Consider the following 19147-nt stretch of genomic DNA (forward strand, 5'->3'; position numbering starts at 1 on the left):
CCGGCCGCGCTCCACCGGCATCATGCCCCGTCCGGCTCGCTCGCTTCGTCCGTCTGGAAGATCAGGTCCAGGAACGCGCGGATCGGTCCGACGATGTCCAGGTCGTGGTCAAGGAGCCACTGCAGCTGAAGGCCGTTGAGCACGGACTGGAGGAGGGTGGCCGCGTGCTCGGGGGCGAGACCCTTGTGCAGTTCGCCGCGGTCCGCCTTCTCGTGCATGCCCTGGGCGAAGTGCGTGCGCCCCATGTCGTAGCGCTGGACGAAGTAGGCGTGTGCCGGGTGATCCGGGCGTGAGGCGGCCGCGGCGAGTTCGATCCACAGGCGCATCAGCTCGGGTGACTTCTGGTGGTGGCGCAGGAGTTCGCCGAGGTGCGGCGCGAGTTCGTCCATGCCCGCGACCCGCGACAGGCCGTACTGCCACTCCTCGGTGTCCCGCTCGGCGAGCACCGCGGCGAGCAGGTCGTCCTTGTTCTGGAAGTGGTGCAGGAGGCCCGCGTGGGTGATGCCGGCCCGTTCGGCGATGTCCCGCAGGGAGGCCTTGGTGAACCCGCGCTCGGCGAAGCTGTCGCGTGCCGCCCGCACGATCTCCGCCCGGCGGGCCGCCGTCTTGGCGTACGGTCCGCGGGTCTTTGCCTGAGTCACGATGTGCTCCCTTTGTTACGCCAACGTATAACGCTCTGATTACGAAGCCGAGTAACAGTCTTCCCGCTCTTGTGGTCGCGGTCTACGTTCCGATCGAAAACCAACCACATGGTAAAGGTTGGTGCTCGTCCGTCGGCATACGTGCGCACCGGCCGCCCCGACACGCAGGGGGGCTGTTGCTCGCCGCATCCGTACGACCCGGTCGCAGCGCAGGCGCCACCGCGCCCGTCACCACCGATACTCAGGAAGGCAGTCGACGATGACCGAACTCGCTCCCGGGTTCCTCTGGGGAGCCTCCACCGCACCGCACCAGATCGAGGGCAACAACCTCAACAGCGACTTCTGGGCGAGCGAGGGGCGTGTGGCCGGCATGGAGCGCAGCGGCGATGCCTGCGACAGCTACCACCGCTACCGCGAGGACATGAAGCTGCTCGCCGACGCCGGGCTCAACGCCTACCGCTTCGGCATCGAGTGGGCACGGATCGAGCCGGTCCCCGGGATGATCTCGCGGGCCGAACTCGCCCACTACCGGTGCATGATCGAAACAGCCTTCGAGCTCGGTCTGACCCCGGTCGTGACCCTGCACCACTTCACCAGCCCGCTCTGGTTCGCCCAGGAAGGCGGCTGGCTCGGCGACCGCGCCACCGAGCGGTTCCGGGCGTACGCCGAGGCGGTCTCCCCGATCCTCGAAGGCGTCGAGTGGGTCGTCACCATGAACGAGCCCAACATGCTGGCCATCATGGCCGGCATGGCGCAGGCCATGCAGAACCAGCAGGCGGCCGGGGAGTGGCAGAGCCCCACCGTGGACAACGAGGGTCCGCGACCGCCGCTGCCGGCCCCCGACGTGAAGATCGGCGAACGGCTGGTCGAGGCGCACCACGCCGTACGGGACGGCTTGCGCGAGCGCACCGGCGCCAAGGTCGGCTGGACGGTCGCCAACCGCGCCTTCGTCGCCCGCCCGGGGGCCGAGGAGAAGAAGCGGGAGCTGGAGTACATCTGGGAGGACCTCTACCTGGAGGGGGCGCGCGGCGACGACTTCGTCGGCGTGCAGTCGTACTCCAGTCAGTGGGTCGGCCCGGACGGCATCGAGCCCCACCCGCGGCACCCGGACAACACTCTCGTCGGAACCGCCTACCGGCCGGACGCCCTGGGCATCGCGGTGCGGCACACCGCCGAGGTCACCGGCGGCATGCCGATCCTGATCACCGAGAACGGCATCGCCACCCGCGACGACAACCGCCGGATCGCCTATACCGGCGTGGCCCTGGACCATCTCGAGGCGGCGATCGCCGACGGCGCCGATGTACGCGGCTATCTGCACTGGAGCCTGCTGGACAACTACGAGTGGGGCCACTGGGAGCCGACGTTCGGCCTGATCGAGGTCGACCGCGAGACCTTCGAGCGCCGCCCCAAGCCCAGCCTCGCCTGGCTGGGCGAAACCGCCCGCCGCAGGCGCGGCTGACCGCACCACCACCGGAAGGACACACACTGTGCGGGTATCCGTCCCCGACGTCTCGTCCCGGCCCCTGGCCGAGCTGATCTCGCTGTCCGGGCGGCGCGCCGTCGTGACCGGCGCAGGCCGTGGACTGGGCCGGGCCATCACCCAGCGCCTGGCCGAAGCAGGAGCGGACGTGCTCGTTGCCGACCTTGACCAAGAGCTCGCCGCCGCCGTCGCCGAGGATCTGAACGCCCGCCGCCCGGGTTGTGCGCTGGCCGCCCACATGGACGTCACCGACGCCGGGAGCGTGGCCGCGGCCGCCGACCTCGCGGTCCGGGAGCTGGGCGGGCTCGACATCTGGGTCAACAACGCCGGAATCTTCCCCAGCGTCCCCGCGCTGGAGATGTCCGACGAGACCTGGAACGAGGTGTTCGCCGTGAACGCGCGCGGCGTCTTCCTCGGCTCCAAGGAGGCCGCCCTTCGGATGCGCGAGGCCGGGCACGGGGGCGCCATCGTCAACGTCGTCTCGACCGCGGGATTCCGGGGGACGGCCCCGGGGCTCGCCGCCTACGTCGGCTCCAAGCACGCGGCACGCGGGCTCACCCGGCAACTCGCCCTGGAATTCGCGCCGTTCGGCGTCCGCGTATTGGGTGTCGCACCGACGTACGTGCCGACCGAGGGGAACATGGCGGCCGCTGCTTCGCCGCAGGCCGCCGCGGACGCAGACGACCTCGTGCCCGTGATGCAGCCGGGCCTGCTCGGCCGGCTCGGCGTCCCCGACGACATCGCCCGCGTGGTGCTGTTCTGCGCGAGCGACCTCTCGGCCTTCATGACGGGGAGCACGCTCCTCGCCGATGCCGGTGAAACGATTTGATCCACCGCTCTTCCGCCCCGTACCCACCCCTGTCATCGCTCGGGCCACTGACCCACAACGACGCGTAGGAGCCCCATGCTCTCGCCCCGCACCAGCCCCACCCGCGACATCGTCAGCCTTGACGGACTCTGGCGGTTCGCCCTCGAAACCCGCGTCGGCGCCACCCCGTGGACGTCGCGGCTCACCTCGCCCCTCGAAGCGTCCGTCCCCGCCAGCTACAACGACCTCTTCGTGGACGCGGAGATCCGTGACCATGTCGGAGTCGCCTGGTACCAGCGCGACGTGCGGGTGCCGCGCGGCTGGGCGGGGGAGCGGGTGGTCCTGCGCTTCGGCTCCGTCACCCACGCCGCGCAGGTCTACGCGGACGACCGGCTCGTAGCCGAACACACCGGGGGCTACACCCCGTTCGAGGCGGACCTGACCGGGCTCGTCCACCCCGGCGCCGAGTTCCGGCTGACGGTCGGTGTCGACAACCGGCTGACCAACGAGACGATCCCGCCGGGGACCATCACCACCGGTCCCGACGGCCGCGCACGCCAGTCGTACCTGCACGACTTCTACAACTACGCGGGCATCGCACGCCCGGTCCGCCTGTGCAGCACACCGCCGACCTTCGTCGAGGACGTCACGGTCGTCACCGGACGGGACGGTACGGCCGGCATCGTCGACTACCGCGTGGAGACCGCCGGCGAGGCCGCCGGGACGACTACCGTCCGGGTGCGCGCGGTCGACGAGGCGGGCCGGACCGTGGCGCAGGCACACGGACCCCAGGGCACCTTCCGCATCGAGGACGTCACCCTCTGGCAGCCTGGCGCCGGCTACCTCTACGACCTCGTGGTGGAGCTGGTCTCCGACGGTGAGACCGTCGACAGCTACACCCAGCCCTTCGGTGTCCGCACCGTCGAAGTGCGGGGCACCGAGTTCCTCGTCAACGGCGAACCGTTTTACTTCACCGGCTACGGCAAGCACGAGGACACCCCCGTCCGCGGCAAGGGCCACGACGACGCCTACCTCGTCCACGACTTCCAGCTCCTGCGGTGGACCGGCGCCAACTCCTTCCGCACCTCGCACTACCCGTACGCGGAGGAGGTGCTCGACTTCGCCGACCGGCACGGCATCGTCGTCATCGACGAAACCGCCGCCGTCGGCCTCAACCTCGGTGTCATGGGCGGCCTCACCGGCCAGGCACCGACGCCGACCTTCGCGCCGGAGAACTTCGGCGGGACCACCGGCGAGGTCCACGCCCAGCACCTGCGGGAGCTGATCGAGCGGGACAAGAACCACCCCAGCGTGGTGATGTGGTGCCTGGCCAATGAACCGGCCTCCAACGAGGACGGCGCCCGCGAGTACTTCGAGCCGCTGGTCGAACTGGCCCGCAAGCTCGACCCGACCCGCCCCCTCACCTACGCCGCGGTCATGTTCGCCACGCCGCAGAACGACCAGATCGGCGACCTGTTCGACGTGCTGAGCATCAACCGCTACTACGGCTGGTACCTCTTCACCGGCGATCTCGCGACCGCTGAGCAGTACCTGGAGGAGGACCTCCGAGGCTGGGCCGGGCGCTTCGGCAAGCCGGTCATGATGTCCGAGTACGGCGCCGACACCCAGCCCGGCCTGCACTCCGTCTGGGACACGCCGTGGAGCGAGGAGTACCAGAGCGACTACCTCGCCATGTACCACCGCGTCTTCGACCGCATTCCCGAGTTCGTCGGCGAACACGTCTGGAACTTCGCCGACTTCCAGACTTCCGCCGGTATCCACCGCGTCGACGGCAACAAGAAGGGCGTATTCACCCGCGACCGCAAACCGAAGACGGCCGCGTTCGCCCTCCGCCGCCGCTGGCGCGGCCTGGACGGGCGCAAGCCCGGCCACGCCGCGGAGGACTGACGCTTCTCCCCGCTCATCGTCGTTCTCCCTGATCGGCCGTGGACGTCGGCGGTCCGCGCGACCTGTGACGACCGGTATCGCGATGCCCGCGCACGTGTCGCAGACGGGTTCCGCCCGTCTTGCCCCCTTCCAGCAGGCGAGTCCAAGCCTGGCCACCGCCGAACAGGTGGGGGCCTCCATCACCTTTCTGCTCAGCGACGACGGCATCAACATCAACGGCGCCGTCCTCCGGCAACTGCCGTGCCACCTGGCAATCATGAGACGAAGGAGTCCTCATGGCTCACAACGATCGCGACATCAGCGTGGCCGCATCCCCGCAGAACGGGCCCGCGAAGGACGACGGTGAGAAGCCGGCCGAGGCCCCCGCTCCCGAGATCGAGGCGCCGCCGCTGGAGAAGGTCGGCACGGACTACCTCACCTGGATGATGATCGCCAACTTCGGGGCCTCGCTGGCCCTGATGGTGCCCCTGTCCTACTCGTTGGCACTGCGGATCTCCGACCTCGCCCCCGGACGCGAGGAACTCCTCGGATACGTCACCGGGTCCGCCCAATTCGTCTACCTGGTCCTCAGCCCCCTGATCGGTTTCTGGAGCGACCGGATGCGCTCCCGCCTCGGCCGCAGGACACCATTCCTGATCGTCGGAACGGTCCTCGGCATCGTCGGGCTTTTCGGAATCGCCGTCACACCCACCGTCCTCCTGGTGGGCCTGTCGTGGGTCATCGGCATGGTCGGCTGGTCCACGGCGGGGCAGGCCATCCAGAACGTCCAGGCCGATCGCGTGCCCGAGGAGCAGCGCGGCCGCGTCTCGGCATTGGCCGGCGTCACGACCCAGATCGCGCCGGTGATCGGCATAGGCATCGCGTACGCGGTGGCCTCCAGCACCCTCCTGGTGTTCCTGGTCCCGGGCGTCCTCGGAGCGGCCCTGCTCCTGCTGTTCCCGGTCCTCAAGCCGGAAGGCGACTCCCGTGAACTCGTCCACGCCGGCGATGTGACCCTCAAGGGCCTGGTGGCCAGCTACGGGTTCAATCCGCGGAGGTACCCCGACTTCGGCTGGAACTGGCTCGGCCGCTTCGTCTTCTTCATGGGCTTGTACTTCAACACCACTTTCGGCACGTTCTTCTACGCCCAGCGACTCGACCTGCCCGTCAAGGAGGTCGCCGGCGTCGTCGCGACCATCGGGACCATCGGGGTGCTGGCGGCGGCCGGCGGCGCCATCGGGGGCGGCTTCCTCTCCGACAAGCTGGGCCGGCGCAAGCTGTTCACCCTGCTCGGCTCCACGATCTTCGTGGCCGGGGCCGTCACCGAGGCGTTCGCCCACTCGCTTCCCCAGCTCGTCGCCGGCGCGGTGCTGATGCAGCTCGCCATCGCGCTGTTCAGCGCCGTCGACCAGGCGATCGTGTTCGCCGTCCTCCCGGACCGGGCGCAGGCCGGCCGATATCTCGCGGTCGTCGCGTTCGCGCAGAAGATCCCCAGTGCCATCGCCCCGCTCGTCGCCCCGCTCATCATCACCATCGGCGTCACGGGCAGCGACAAGAACTACACACTGCTCTACCTGAGCGGCGCGATCCTGGCGCTCGCCGGCGGCCTGATCATCAAGTTCAAGGTCAAGACGGTCCGGTAACCGGGCACGTCGGCAGTCGTCTGCGCGCGGAACGGGTGTGGTCCCTTCCCCGCACACGCCGGCCAACACCCCCTCGTCGTCCTCCGAGGAGCGCCTCCCCATCCATGTCCCTGCCCGCGCTCTTCCCCTCGCCGCGCTCGCTGCGGCAACCGTCGTGAGAGACAACAGAGTTCATCGAGTTCCGAGAAAGCAGAGCATGAACAACGCACCGTATGACCTGCGCGTCGACAGCGGCGGTGACCAGTTCGCCGTGTCGGGCCCCACACCCCGCCTGTCGTGGAAGCCACCGTCGGACGTGGGACTCCCGGCGGGATATGAGCTGGAGTGCACCATCGACGGCGAGGCACAGCCCGCGGTGAGAGTTGCACCCGGCCGGCACCGGTTCCTTCCCTGGCCCTTCGTGGTGCTCCGCAGCAGCCGCCAGGTGGCCTGGCGGGTCCGGGTCGACGCCACCGATGGCCGGTCGCCGTGGTCGCAGTGGAACGCGTTCGAGGTCGGCCTCCTCGATGAGGACTGGCAGGCGCGCTGGATATCCCCGGCCGGATCCGGCGACCCCGGCTACGGCAAGCGCCCGGCCCACATCCTCACGACCCGGTTCCAGGCACGGCCCGGGGTGCGCTCGGCGCGGCTGTACGCGACGGCGCTCGGCGTGTACGAGGCGTACGTGAACGGTGAGCGGGCCGGCACCGCCGAACTGTCACCCGGTGCGACGTCGTATGACCGCACGCTCTACGCCCAGGCATCGGACGTCACCGCCGCCGTCAAGGCGGGCGACAACCTGATCGAGATACTCCTCTCCGACGGCTGGTACCGGGGGCAGGTCGGCGCTTTCCGTCTGCCCGCCGGCTGGGGCACAGTGCTCGGCGCACGTGCCGAACTGCACATCGCGTACGAGGGCGGTTCACGTCAGGTCGTGCGCAGCGACGAGAGCTGGACGAGCCTGGGGTCGGCCATCACCCGGGCCGACCTCATGGACGGGCAGACCACCGACTTCCGCGGTCGGCCCGACACCGGGCAACCAGTCCTCGTCGACCAAGTCGAGGCGCCCGCGATCGACTGGTCGCCCGCGCCCCCCGTACGCGTCGTCGACTCCCGCCCGGCGGAGTCCGTCAAACCGCTCGAGGACGGGCTCTGGATCGCCGACTTCGGCCAGAACGCCTCCGGCTGGATCACCCTGACCGATCTCGGCCCCACCGGCACCCGCACTGTCGTCGACTACGGCGAGCACGTCGGCGCCGACGGCGACCTGACGACTGCCCACCTGGATTCCGCCCGGCCCGGAGAGGACCCGATCCCCTTCGTCCAGCGCGACGAGGCCGTCTCCGCGGGCCGTGGCGAGACGTTCGAGCCGCGTCACACCGTGCACGGCTTCCGGTACGCGCGCCTGAGCCGCGACGGTGCCCCGCTCGACCCCGCGAGCCTCACCATGCGCGTCGTCCACACCGACCTGCGCCGCACCGGCACCTTCGCCTGCAGCGATGACGACCTCACCCGCCTCCACGAGATCGCCGAGTGGAGCTTCCGCGGCAACGCCGTCGACGTGCCCACGGACTGCCCGACCCGTGAACGCCTCGCCTGGACCGGCGACTACCAGGTCTTCGCACCGACGGCCACGCGCCTGTACGACGTCCTCGGATTCAGCCGCAAATGGCTCCGCTCCGTCCGCGACGATCAGCTGCCCGACGGCCGGATCGCCAACTTCTCGCCCGACGGCCGCCGCATCAAACTCCATCTCGACGACCAGTTCGCCATGATGACCGGCTCCGCCGGCTGGGGCGACGCGATCGTCGCCGTCCCCTGGGAGCTGTACGAGTCCTACGGCGACCGGGAGGTGCTCGCCGAGAACTGGGAAGCGATGGTCCGCTGGGTCGAGTGGGCGCTGCGGACCGCCCGCACCGCCCGCCACCCGTCCCGGACCGATCGCTCGGCCGAGCCGCTGCCGCACGAGCGGTACCTCTGGGACGGCTCCTTCCACTGGGGCGAGTGGACCGAGCCGAAGTCGAAGGCGGCCGACGGCACCCGCATCGACCCGGTCAAGACCAACCCCGTCGCCTGGTTCATGGCCGACAAGGGCGAGATCGGCACGGCGTTCCTGTACCGCTCGACGGCGACCCTGGCCGGTGTCGCAAGGGTGCTGGGCCGCACCGAGGACGCGGCCCGCTACACCCAGACCGCCGAGCTCGTCCGCGACGCCTGGCGTACCGAGTTCCTCGCCCCGGACGGACACACCACCGGCGACACCCAGGCCGGTTATGTGCGCGCCCTGGCTCTCGGACTCGTCCCCGACGAGCTGCGTGAGGCCGCCGCCGCGCGCCTGGTCGACTTGATCCGCGCCGCTGACACCCACCTCGGCACCGGCTTCCTCGCCACCGGCGACCTGCTCCCGGTCCTGGCCGACACCGGACACGCCGACGTCGCCTACGAACTGCTCTTCCGGCGCACCGCACCGTCCTGGCTGTACATGCTCGACCGCGGCGCGACCACGATCTGGGAAGACTGGGAGGGCATCGACGAGAACGGTGACGCCCACGACTCCCTGAACCACTACAGCAAGGGCGCCGTGATCCGCTTCCTGCACACCCACACCCTGGGGCTGCGGCAGGCACCGGGATCGGTCGCCTGGGAATCCTTCGAGGTCGCGCCCGTCCCGCACCTGGCGGTGACCTGGGCCCGGGGCACGCACGAGTCTCCGCAGGGCACGATCGCCGTCGAGTGGCGGGTGACCGGCAATGAGCTCGCCATCACGGTTGACGTCCCGCCGGCCAGTACCGCGCGCGTCGTCTTCCCCGACGGCACCGTCGAGGCCGTCACCTGCGGCACCTTCAGGGGCACCCGACCTATGCCGAAGGGAGGTTGAGATGCCCCCGACGAACGTCCGACGGCCGTGCGAAACTGCGCGGTATCCGCTCGGCCCACGCGGTGCGGCGGCACGCGGGTAAGCCGACCGGTTCTGCAGCCGCACCGGATTCCGGCTTGGGGCGCGTCCGGCGCGACGCGATTCGCCGTGAGCCGCGGGCCGACCCGCTTGCCGGATGCAGGGCGGGCTGGCTGCTTTCATCAGGCCCCGTGCTGTGGGGGCTCGAATGCTCAGCGCTGCACCTCAGACAGCATTGGGCAGGACGGTGCGCCTTGAGGTGACGAGGCGGCTCAGCGGTGCCCCGAACAGTTCATCGGCATCCCCACTACTGGGGTCCCTCTGGCGGCTCATCTCTCCCTTGGTGGGTTCTTGTCGGGTGTTGCCAAGCGGTGCAGGATGGAAGTGGAAGCGAAGCTGGCTTGTGGAGGCCCTCTCGTGGGCACCACTTGGGGACCACACGGTGTGCGCGACCCCGCACAACTCAGGCGTTACCGCACGTATTTGGCCTGCAAAAAGCGCCGTAATTCCGGGGAATTCGGTGTTCGCACTTGACTGGGGGGCAAGGGGTCGCAGGTTCAAATCCTGTCGTCCCGACCAGCGTTTTCGCAGGTCGTAGGCCGTTTCCGCAGAGATGCGGGGACGGTCTTTTCGTGTTTTCCGGTGTGGTGGTCGCATGGTGGTCGCACGGTGCTTTGGGACGAGACGCTGTCGGTGAAGTCAGGTTCAGGGCGGGGGAGTAGAAGGCTTTGAGTGGGCTGTGATGCTCGTTGGGGTGGTCGCGGGGTGGTCGCGGGGTGGTCGCAGCCAGGTGGGCCAGTGCCGGCGGGTGGTGTCGCGGTCGGCTTTGGTCAGGGTGGCGTCGATCGCGTCCACGGCGTCGTGGGCGGCTTGGTGGGTGAGGTGGCTGTGAATGTTGGCGGTGGTGGAGAGGGGGGAGTGTGCGGCAGGGTCTTGGAGACGACGGTGAGGGGGATTCCTGCGGTGATGGTGAGGGTGGCGGCGAGGTGGCGCAGGTCGTGCAGGGCGATGCGGGGCACATCGGCTTTCTTGGAGAGCCGGTGGAATCGGTCCAGGATGGTCTGGGGTCGTAGGGGGCGTCCGTCGGGTCGGCAGAAGACCAGTCCGGTGAAGGGCACCCGCCGAGCCGGCCCGCAGATGACGCGAGCGTGGCTGGCCGCCGCCCGACCCCAGCTCGGCGCTCGGCGCAGCGAGACGTTCTTCTACCGATGGCACGGCCCGTCAGGTGACGCGTGCGGTGGGTTCACTGCGCGCAGCGGGTCGGGGCGGGCATCGGCGATCGCGAAGGCCCGCTTGAGCCCCTCTACCCGCACCCGGTCGATGTGGTAGAGCCGTGCCCGCTCGTCCCGCTGGAGCAGCCGGGAGGAGCCGGGCGGGCCGACGCGGCGCTGTACCGCCTGGACGCTGGTCAGGGTCCCGCCGATCTTCGCCTTCGGGATCGGCGTGGTCGGATGGTCGGTGAAGTACTGCTGCACTTCGTCGAACGAGGTGGTGCCGCCCAGGTAGGTGATCCGGCGCAGCACCGCGCGGGCCCCGGGCATCAGCGCGGCGATCATCGGGGCCGACGACCGCCAGTCTCGATGCATGCCTCCGACCAGGGCGGATGGCGTTCTCGGCGAGCAGGGTGCGCGGGGAGGCGATCCGACGGCCACGCAGCGTCCGAGGACGGAGGCGAGCGAGAGCGGCGAGCAGTGCCCGGTCCGGCCATGTCGGCATCGGGGCAGCAACCTGCCTGGCGCAGGATCGCGGCCTCGTGTCCCAAGATCAGTATTTCGACCTCCTTCGCGGCGGACGATCGGCAGAGGAGGAGCGGCCACGCGAAGATCCGCGTGGCGGCCAGACAGGGCATTCGTACGAGCACAACGACCGATGGTGCCGGATCGGCTCATCGGAGCGTCGTCCCAGGTCACGGGCTGTGCGGCCGTTCTGAAGCGGTACGTGGCCGTCTCGGTCGACCGCTCGTCGTTCGCTCGTGGTCCTTCCCGTACCGCACCCCACCGTTTCGCGGATCTTTCTCGGATTGCCGGACGTGACCCTTGCCAGCGACCGATAAGCATCATATGGTCGTACGAACGTAAGACTTACGAACGTAATCTAAAGTCCAAGGGAGTCTGTCATGACGACAACTCGGCCGGTGGCGCTCGTGACAGGTGCCTCATCGGGGATCGGCAAGGAGACGGCCCGCGCCTTCGTCGCGGCGGGCTTCGAGGTGATCGGAACCGGCCGCAAGACCTCCGGACTCACCCCGCCCGCCGGCGTGACGTACCTCGATCTCGACGTGGCCACTGACGACTCGGCCACCGCCGCGGTCGCAGAGGTGATCGACCGGTTCGGGCGCATCGACGTCTTGGTCAACAACGCGGGCATCGGCTCGGCGGGCGCCGTCGAGGAGAACTCCGTCGCCCAGGCCCAGAACGTCCTGAACATCAACGTCCTCGGCGTCATCCGCATGACGAAGGCCGTCCTGCTGCACATGCGCGCCCAGGGCGGCGGACGCGTCATCAACATCTCGTCCGTCCTCGGGGTCGCCCCCCAGCCCTTCATGGCCCTCTACGTCGCGTCGAAGCACGCCCTCGAGGGCTACTCCGAGTCGCTGGACCACGAGGTCCGCGAGCACGGCGTCCGGGTCCTGCTCGTCCAGCCCGCCTACACCAAGACCAGCTTCGACACCAACGCCGCGCAGCCCGACACCCCGCTGCCTCTGTACGCCAAGCGACGGCGCGTCTTCGACGAGGTGATCGCGGATGCCATAAAGGGCGGCGACGACCCCGCCATCGTCGCCAAAGTGATCGTCACCGCGGCCACCGACGAGAAGCCGAAGCTGCGCTACGCCGCCGGCCCGCTGGCCTCACGCGTCACCACGGCGCGCCGCCTCGTCCCCGCCGGGATGTTCGACAAGCAGATCCGCAAGAACAACCGTATGCCCACGTGACCTCCCGGTACGGCCGCAAGGGCGCCGATTCCTCCTGAATGCGTCTGATGGGCCTTGGGTAACTGGTTTTTCGAAAGTCCATTGCTCAACCATTCGTTGATTTGCCGAGGTCATACAGCAGCAACGCCGCCAAACGGCCCGGCGCGGTGCATCGAGCGCAAGGCGATCTCTGAAGCAGAACGTCGGAATCGCGCCGGCGGTCACCGCGACGGCGGCCGTCATGGGGCCGGCGCCGTCCGCGTCCGCAGGGACGGGAAACTCGTACAGCGGATCCGTCGTCACCGATGTACGGACCGCGTCGAAGTTCGACTTCGCCGCCGGTGAGATCCCCGAGAACATCACCGTCGACCCCGACGGCTCAATGACTTCCACGGTGGAAGGTCACCGGGCCCATCCGGCGGGTCACCGCGTAGGCGCTACTCGTCGCAACCCAACACCCCGCCGCTCTCCTACACCTTGTTTGAGGAATCATCCATGCTGAACGCCCTGTGGAATTCGATCGTCGTCGGGGAAATCTCCCTGCCGCACCGGCTCGCGATGGCCCCCATGACGCGGGACCGGTCCACCCCGGAAGGCATACCCACCGAGCTGAACGCCGAGTACTACGCCCAGCGCGCCTCGCACGCCCTCATCATCACCGAGGGCACCCAGCCCAACGCCGACGGCCAGGGCTACCTGCTCACCCCCGGCATCTACTCCGAGGAGCACATCGCCGGCTGGCGCAAGGTCACCGACGCCGTGCACGGCGCGGACGGACGCATCGTCATCCAGCTCATGCACGCCGGACGGATGTCCCACCCCGACAACACCCCCCACCACCGGCAGCCGGTCGCCCCCTCCCCTGTCCGGCCGGCGGGCACCATGTTCACCCCGTCCGGCCCTCAGGAGATGCCGGTACCGCGCGAGCTGGCCACCGAAGAGGTCGCCGCCACGGTCGAGGACTTCCGCCGCGCCGCGGCGGCCGCCATCGCGGCCGGCGCCGACGGCGTCGAGATCCACAGCGCCAACGGCTACCTCGTGCACCAGTTCCTTGCCACCAACACCAACCAGCGCACCGACCGCTACGGCGGCTCCATCGACAATCGCATCCGCTTCGCGGTGGAGGTCGCCACCGCCGTGGCCGAGGAGATCGGCGCCGGCCGCACCGGCTTCCGGATCTCTCCCGGCAACCCGTTCAACGACATCGCGGAGAGCGACACCCACGAGCTGTACCCGGCACTCGTGCGCGCCCTGGCCCCGCTCAACCTCGCCTACCTGCACATCGGCCACGGCGGCGACGACGAACACCTGCACACCCTCCGCACGCTGTGGCCGACCACTTTGGTTCTCAATCGGGCCGGCACTGACATCGCCACCCGCGTCAAGGACCTCGAAGACGGCCTGGCCGACATCGTCACCGTCGGTGTGATGGCACTCGCCAACCCCGACCTGGTCGAGCGCGTACGCATCGGCGCGCCGCTGAACACCCCCGACCCCGCCACCTTCTACGGCGGCGGCGAGGCCGGCTACACCGACTACCCCACCCACACCGCCTGACATACCCCGGCGATACCGGTCCCGGTGGGCCCGTATGCCCAAATGGCCCATGGAGGTGCCACGTGTCTGATCACGCTGCTGTTGAACTGAGCCCACAGGCAATCGAGTTCGCGGACTTTATGGCCGGACTGGTAATTCCCGAGTCCGAGTTGGATGCGATACGCACCCGGTCGGAGAGCGTTCATCTCACGGCCCGGGAGCCGGAAGGCGTCACCTATCGGGAGGTGGACGCGGGCGGCGTTCTGGGAATCTGGTGCGAACCGGTCGACATCAACACCGACTACGTCCTCCTGCACGGTCACGCCGGGGGCTCCGTTCTGTCGTCAGCATTCGTCGACCGAAAGCTCGCCGGCCATATCGCCAAGGCCGCAGGGGCCCCCGTACTGGTCCTGGACTTCCGGCGAGCACCGGAACACAAATACCCGGCTCAGGTGGACGACGCGGAGGTGGCATTCAACTGGCTGCTGTCCGAAGGGTATGAGCCGGGAAACATCATCACGATCGGCCACTCGATCGGCGGGTTCATCGCTGTCGCCCTGGCGCTTCGCCTCCGCGACAAGAAGCAGCCGCTGCCTGGCGCCATCGTGTCGATTTCCCCCTGGTGCGACCTGGAGATCGCCAACGAGACCATGGTGACCAAGGCCGAGACGGACAAGATACTCAGCAAGGATCTGCTGGAGTTCTTCCGGGAGTCCTGGCTCGGCGGCACGGGCATCGAGTTCACGGACGCCAGGATCAATCTGAACCGGGCGGACCTGAGCGGTCTCCCCCCGACCCTCATCTCCTGGGGAACATACGAGGTTCTGGCCGGTGAGGACGAGGAGTTCGCCGCCCGCGTCGAGGACGCCGGAATCGACACGGCGACCGTGGTGGTCCCGGGAGGCCAGCACTCGTATGTCTACGGTGCCGGCCGGGTTCCGGAGGCCGACGCCGCCATCGCACAGATCGGCGCGTGGGTCCGTGAGAAGACGAAGATCTGACCGAGCGGTACGGGCGCGGCAATTGCAAGATTCGCGTGCCTGCCGGATCGGGACGGTGGACGGATGCCGACCCGGCCTTCGGCGGCGCGCGGGTCCGCGACGCACGCGACCTCGTCCCGGTCCCGCGGGCGACGGCCGGGGCGACCGACCACGACGGCGGCTTCAACTACGCGCCGCACCGCCGCGCGCGACCAAGCTCGCCGACTTTCGGGTCGCCGTTCCGGGCCGAGGATCCGTCGCATCCGGTCGACAGCGACGGCCCGACCTACGCCATCGAGTTCGGTTGGGCGGCGCGCCGAAGTCAATCGTGCGCTGACGGGCAACGGCAGCTGAGTGCACGGCACTCAGCTGATGTCTCGCCCCTGTTTGGCCCGCGACCGCGAGGTCGACGGCTCACGACCGGAGGCGGGCGCCTGTTCCCAGCCGGGCAGTGACGTCACGGGGAGTGAGGGCCGAGTGCTCCGCGGAGCACTCGACGACGACGCGGACCGGGGCGTCGCACTCGGTGTGGCGGACATCCAGAACAGGACCCTCGGAGTCGAGGGTGTATGCCTCGCCCCACTGGCTCAGAGCCATCAGAACGGGCCACAGGTCCCAGCCCTTGCGGGTCAGGCGGTATTCGTTGCGGGAGCGGCTTCCAGGCTCCTGGTACGGGACGGTCTTCAGGATGCCGGACGAGGTCAGCTTGCGGAGGCGGTCGCTGAGGACGGCCTCCGACAGGCCGATGTGGCGGTGGAAGTCGTCGAAGCGGCGGACGCCGTTGACGGCGTCACGCAGGATCAGCAGCGTCCATTTCTCCCCGATCACGTTGAGCGTGCGCTGGACGGGGCAGTTCTCCGTGCTCACCTCAAGCCACTCCATCGCGCCATCGTAAGGGGCCTGCCTTCATCATTGACAGCCAGGTGAACAGAAGTCTAGCTTCACTTGAAATAGTCAGCTGACAGTCAGAGGGAAGGCGCCGGACCGTGGGGCGAACGCGTACGTATCACTGGGACGATTCCGCGATCTCGGCGGAGGCCGCCGGGCGCATGGCCGGCATCGACTTCCTGCGCGAGGTGCAGGCGGGGAGGCTGCCGAGGGCGCCGATCAGCAACACCGTCGACTTCGCCCTGGACGAGGTGGAGCCCGGCAGGGCGGTCTTCTCGCTGATACCAGGCGAGGAGCACTACAACCCGATCGGCAGCGTGCACGGCGGCGTCTTCGCCACCCTGCTCGACTCGGCGGCGGGCTGCGCCGTCCAATCCACCCTCCCGCAGGGCATGGCGTACACCTCGCTCGACCTGACCGTGAAGTTCCTGCGACGGATCACCGTGGACACGGGCCCGGTGCGCGCCATCGGCACGGTTGTCAGCAAGGGTCGCCAAACTGCCCTGGCCCAGGCAGAGTTGGTCGACGCGACGGACCGTCTGCTCGCCCATGCCACCAGCAGCTGCATGCTCTTCCCGGTGCCCGCCCCTCAGGGGTGACTCCCGCAGGCAGGGCCCTCGCTCGGTGGGGCAGCCGGGGCAACAGGGAGTGCGTCGACATCTCGGCGGACAGGAGCAGGTCGACGGCATCCTGGGCGATGAGCGCCGACGCGCCTGGGGGTGGTCGGCGCGGCTCATGATGGCGGCCGACTCCATGAGTCGCGCCGATGAGGGCGAGTTCAGGCGCTGGGTCCGTGCCTGCCCTCACTGATGAAAGCCCGACGCTCGCTCGCCGTCTTGCCGCAGAGGGCGACTGGCGAGGAGGTGGCCGACCGTCGCCACGCCGACTCTTTAGATTACGTTCGCAATACCATAGACTGGCGAAGTCGGTGAAGAGTAACTGGTCCTTCCGGCCGGCGAAGGAGCGTGTGCTGTGGTGCGGTACGGAAAAGAGCACAAGTGGAACACGAGGCGGCGGATCATCGAGAGGGCGGGCCGCCGGTTCAAGCAAGACGGTATCGACGGCTCCGGGGTCTCGACGCTCATGAAGGACGCGGGGCTGACCAATGGAGCCTTCTATGCTCACTTCGAATCCAAAGATGACCTCGTCACCACGGCAATCGCCGACCAGTTGAAGGAGCAGGCCGAGAACGTCGTCGCGCGGGCTGCGCCTGGCCGTGCCGGCCTCGAGCAGATCGTACGCGGGTATCTGTCGCCCCAGCACCGCGCCAGCCTCGGTGACGGCTGCCCCAACGCCGCTCTGCTCGACGAAATCGGGCGCTGTACCGACACAACCAGGCAGGCGTACACCGACGGCGTGCTGGTCCTCATCGAGGGCATTGCCGCCCGCATGGCGCCCGAAGCCCCGTCCTCCGCGCGTGTGAAGGCGCTCAGTCTCCTCGGCCTGATGGCCGGGACACTGCAACTTTCCCGCGCCTTGACCGACAGTCAACTCGCCAATGAACTCCTCGATCAGGGGATAAGCAACGCCCTCGCCCTGCTGGACGCCGGGCAGCACGTCTGATGCACCACGTCCCCAGCCCCTAGACCGTATGGAGGGCCGGCGCCTCCCGTAATTGCGGCTCTACCGTCACCACCATGTGACGGCGACCCGCGCCAACTTACGAGCGAGGCGCCGGCCCTCCATACGGTCTAGCCCGCGGCGGCGAGGTGGGCGTCCACGGCGGCGACGCCGTCGATGCCCTGGCAGAGGCCCACGACCACCGGGATGAGAGGCGGTTCCGGGACGTGGCCCCGAAGGGTGACGTCCCCGTCACGGACCTCGACCGCGACGGTGCCCTCGTCCAGGCCGAGGATGCGTCCCAGGACGTCCTGCTCGATCTCGTCGCGGATCTCGAGGTCGGAGCGGAGGAAGGCGTCGAGGAGGTCGCTGCGGCTGATGATACCGGTGAGGAGCCCGTCATCGCCGACCACCGGCAGCTGCTTGACGTGCCGCCTGCGGAGTTCCCGCGCGGCCCGGGGGATCGTCCAGGTGGCGCGGGCGGTGAAGACGGGGCTGCTCATGAGCGCGCCTGCGGCCCGGGCCCGGGCCTTGCCCCAGGCTCGCTCGTCGTTCCCGTCCTTCCCCTGCAGATCGGGCCTGCCGGTCTCGTGCCGCAGCACGTCGGACGCGGACACCATGCCGAGGGGTGCGCCGTTGTCGTCCACGACCGGGGCCGCGGCGATGTCGTTCGCGTCCAGCAGAGCGGCGACTTCCTGGAACGGCGTGTCGGGGCGGAAGGTGACGACCTCCTCGGTCATCACGTCCCCGACCGTGCGGCGGTGCAGCATGGCATCGGCCTCCTCCGCTTCGCGACGGCGCGGCCGCGGCCGGACCGCCCGGGCAGGCCACGCGCGGCGCGCCGGGCGCCGCGGCCCTGCCGGCTCGTCCACGCCGTCTTCTCTACCCATGACAGCACCGTGCCGCTCCGGCGACCACTGACGTTCGGCCTGGCGGGGAAGGCCGGCGGTCCTACGGCCAGGAGCGCGGCCGAGCGCGTGCCCACGGTCACGACCCCGGAACGGACGAAGGGGCCGCGGCCACGGCCACTGTGCTGGTGGCCGCAGGGCTCGTGGGCACTGCTCCCTCGAGCTGGGTCTCCTCAACCACCGCTCCTCGGTGCCGGGGGACGTAGAGGTGACCGCTGTAGACCTGCCGACCCGAGTCGCTGTCTTCACCATCGCGACCGCTGACACGTCCGGTCCACATGCACCCACCTCACCACTGAGGCGGCTGAGTCACTTGTGAGCTCAGTGATGGATATATGCAGTGTTTGCTGTCTGGAACGGATCCTTCACCGCTTGTTCCGCGCCACGCTGAACGTGGCCCTCACCGCATCCCCCTGAAGGGTGTCTCTATTGCCGTACGGTGGTTGACCTGGGGCTTCGCGATCGTCTGAATGTGGGCATGATCAGTGATCGTGGGTCTGCGACTGCTCTACCTGATCTTCTGTCGTCTCCTGGGCTGCTTCCTCTTGCTGGGCCGATCGACCGCCGCGAACAACGCCGAGATCCTCGTGCTTCGTCATGAGGTCGCCGTTGCTGCGCCGGTAGGTTGAGCGGCCGCGGCTCTCGTGGGCTGATCGTGCCGTGCTCTCCGCTCTCGACCGGCACCTGCCCTCCGTCTTGCGTCGCCATCGGCTGGTCACTCCGGGCGCCCCGCTGGTCTGGCACCGCCGTCTGGTGCGCTGGAAGGGGCGCCAGACGGTGGTCGGATCCGGTCGGCCAACACCGCGGACAGGCACCTCACCATGCCGCCGTCGATCGCGGACACGCACCGGCGCCGCCGTTGGGGACAGCGAGTGCATCGTTCGAAGCACGACATACGCTGCCGAGACGGGCCTGTCGGTCGGCCGGGAGCGAGCCGCGGCTCAGCGCCTGAAGCCCCGCCTCGGCCATGCTGCGCGCCGGCAGCCTATATCGCCCCGGTCGTCGGCGTCGGCTTCTCACGAGGCGA

General features: G+C 69.1%; 15 protein-coding genes. 10 read left to right on the plus strand and 5 right to left on the minus strand.

Features of this window, described 5'->3' with window-relative positions:
• Positions 1-20: 20 nt before the first annotated feature.
• On the minus strand, positions 21-641 hold the full coding sequence (locus ACZ6CL_RS20000) for a TetR/AcrR family transcriptional regulator (RefSeq protein ID WP_468937460.1): 621 nt from the start codon (positions 639-641) through the stop codon (positions 21-23).
• Positions 642-900: 259 nt separating this feature from the next.
• On the opposite strand from ACZ6CL_RS20000, the gene ACZ6CL_RS20005 reads away from it, so the two are divergent.
• The 5 genes from ACZ6CL_RS20005 to ACZ6CL_RS20025 all read left to right on the plus strand — a co-directional run bounded on the left by ACZ6CL_RS20005 (position 901) and on the right by ACZ6CL_RS20025 (position 9319).
• Positions 901-2103: a family 1 glycosylhydrolase gene (locus ACZ6CL_RS20005; protein WP_468937461.1), complete on the plus strand. Its 1203-nt coding sequence runs from the start codon at positions 901-903 to the stop codon at positions 2101-2103.
• 28 nt (positions 2104-2131) lie between these two features.
• The gene (locus tag ACZ6CL_RS20010; RefSeq protein ID WP_468937462.1) at positions 2132-2953 is read left to right on the plus strand and encodes an SDR family NAD(P)-dependent oxidoreductase; all 822 of its coding nucleotides are present in this window, start codon (positions 2132-2134) and stop codon (positions 2951-2953) included.
• A gap of 75 nt (positions 2954-3028) precedes the next feature.
• The gene (gene uidA, locus ACZ6CL_RS20015) at positions 3029-4840 is read left to right on the plus strand and encodes a beta-glucuronidase (protein WP_468937463.1); all 1812 of its coding nucleotides are present in this window, start codon (positions 3029-3031) and stop codon (positions 4838-4840) included.
• 275 nt (positions 4841-5115) lie between these two features.
• Positions 5116-6462, plus strand: a complete 1347-nt coding sequence (locus ACZ6CL_RS20020) for an MFS transporter (protein WP_468937464.1) — start codon at positions 5116-5118, stop codon at positions 6460-6462.
• 196 nt (positions 6463-6658) lie between these two features.
• Positions 6659-9319, plus strand: coding sequence for a family 78 glycoside hydrolase catalytic domain (locus tag ACZ6CL_RS20025; protein ID WP_468937465.1), 2661 nt, complete (start codon positions 6659-6661; stop codon positions 9317-9319).
• Between the two features lie 848 nt (positions 9320-10167).
• Here ACZ6CL_RS20025 and ACZ6CL_RS20030 read toward each other — a convergent pair.
• Together ACZ6CL_RS20030 and ACZ6CL_RS20035 are read right to left on the minus strand one after the other, a co-directional pair.
• The gene (locus ACZ6CL_RS20030) at positions 10168-10455 is read right to left on the minus strand and encodes a tyrosine-type recombinase/integrase (RefSeq protein ID WP_468937466.1); all 288 of its coding nucleotides are present in this window, start codon (positions 10453-10455) and stop codon (positions 10168-10170) included.
• Between the two features lie 84 nt (positions 10456-10539).
• Entirely contained in the window at positions 10540-10923 is a 384-nt protein-coding gene (locus ACZ6CL_RS20035) for a hypothetical protein (protein WP_468937467.1), read from the minus strand.
• A gap of 530 nt (positions 10924-11453) precedes the next feature.
• On the opposite strand from ACZ6CL_RS20035, the gene ACZ6CL_RS20040 reads away from it, so the two are divergent.
• The 3 genes from ACZ6CL_RS20040 (at position 11454) to ACZ6CL_RS20050 (ending at position 14785) form a co-directional block, all read left to right on the plus strand.
• Positions 11454-12269, plus strand: coding sequence for an oxidoreductase (locus ACZ6CL_RS20040; protein WP_468937468.1), 816 nt, complete (start codon positions 11454-11456; stop codon positions 12267-12269).
• A gap of 474 nt (positions 12270-12743) precedes the next feature.
• Positions 12744-13805, plus strand: coding sequence for an alkene reductase (locus ACZ6CL_RS20045; RefSeq protein WP_468937469.1), 1062 nt, complete (start codon positions 12744-12746; stop codon positions 13803-13805).
• Positions 13806-13924: 119 nt separating this feature from the next.
• A complete protein-coding gene (locus ACZ6CL_RS20050) occupies positions 13925-14785 on the plus strand; it encodes an alpha/beta hydrolase (protein WP_468937470.1) in 861 nt (286 codons plus the stop codon).
• 393 nt (positions 14786-15178) lie between these two features.
• Here the strand turns inward: ACZ6CL_RS20050 and ACZ6CL_RS20055 are convergent, their stop codons facing one another.
• On the minus strand, positions 15179-15646 hold the full coding sequence (locus tag ACZ6CL_RS20055) for a winged helix-turn-helix transcriptional regulator (protein WP_468937471.1): 468 nt from the start codon (positions 15644-15646) through the stop codon (positions 15179-15181).
• Between the two features lie 104 nt (positions 15647-15750).
• Between ACZ6CL_RS20055 and ACZ6CL_RS20060 the strand changes: the two genes are divergently transcribed.
• Together ACZ6CL_RS20060 and ACZ6CL_RS20065 are read left to right on the plus strand one after the other, a co-directional pair.
• On the plus strand, positions 15751-16251 hold the full coding sequence (locus tag ACZ6CL_RS20060; protein WP_468937472.1) for a PaaI family thioesterase: 501 nt from the start codon (positions 15751-15753) through the stop codon (positions 16249-16251).
• Between the two features lie 373 nt (positions 16252-16624).
• Complete coding sequence (locus ACZ6CL_RS20065) at positions 16625-17215, plus strand: TetR/AcrR family transcriptional regulator (RefSeq protein ID WP_468937473.1); 591 nt, start codon at positions 16625-16627, stop codon at positions 17213-17215.
• A gap of 128 nt (positions 17216-17343) precedes the next feature.
• On the opposite strand, the gene ACZ6CL_RS20070 is transcribed toward ACZ6CL_RS20065, so the two are convergent.
• Positions 17344-17982 (minus strand): CBS domain-containing protein, encoded by a 639-nt coding sequence (locus ACZ6CL_RS20070; protein ID WP_468937474.1) that lies wholly within the window; start codon positions 17980-17982, stop codon positions 17344-17346.
• Positions 17983-19147 lie beyond the last annotated feature (1165 nt).

This window comes from Streptomyces sp. NPDC041200, assembly GCF_055591805.1.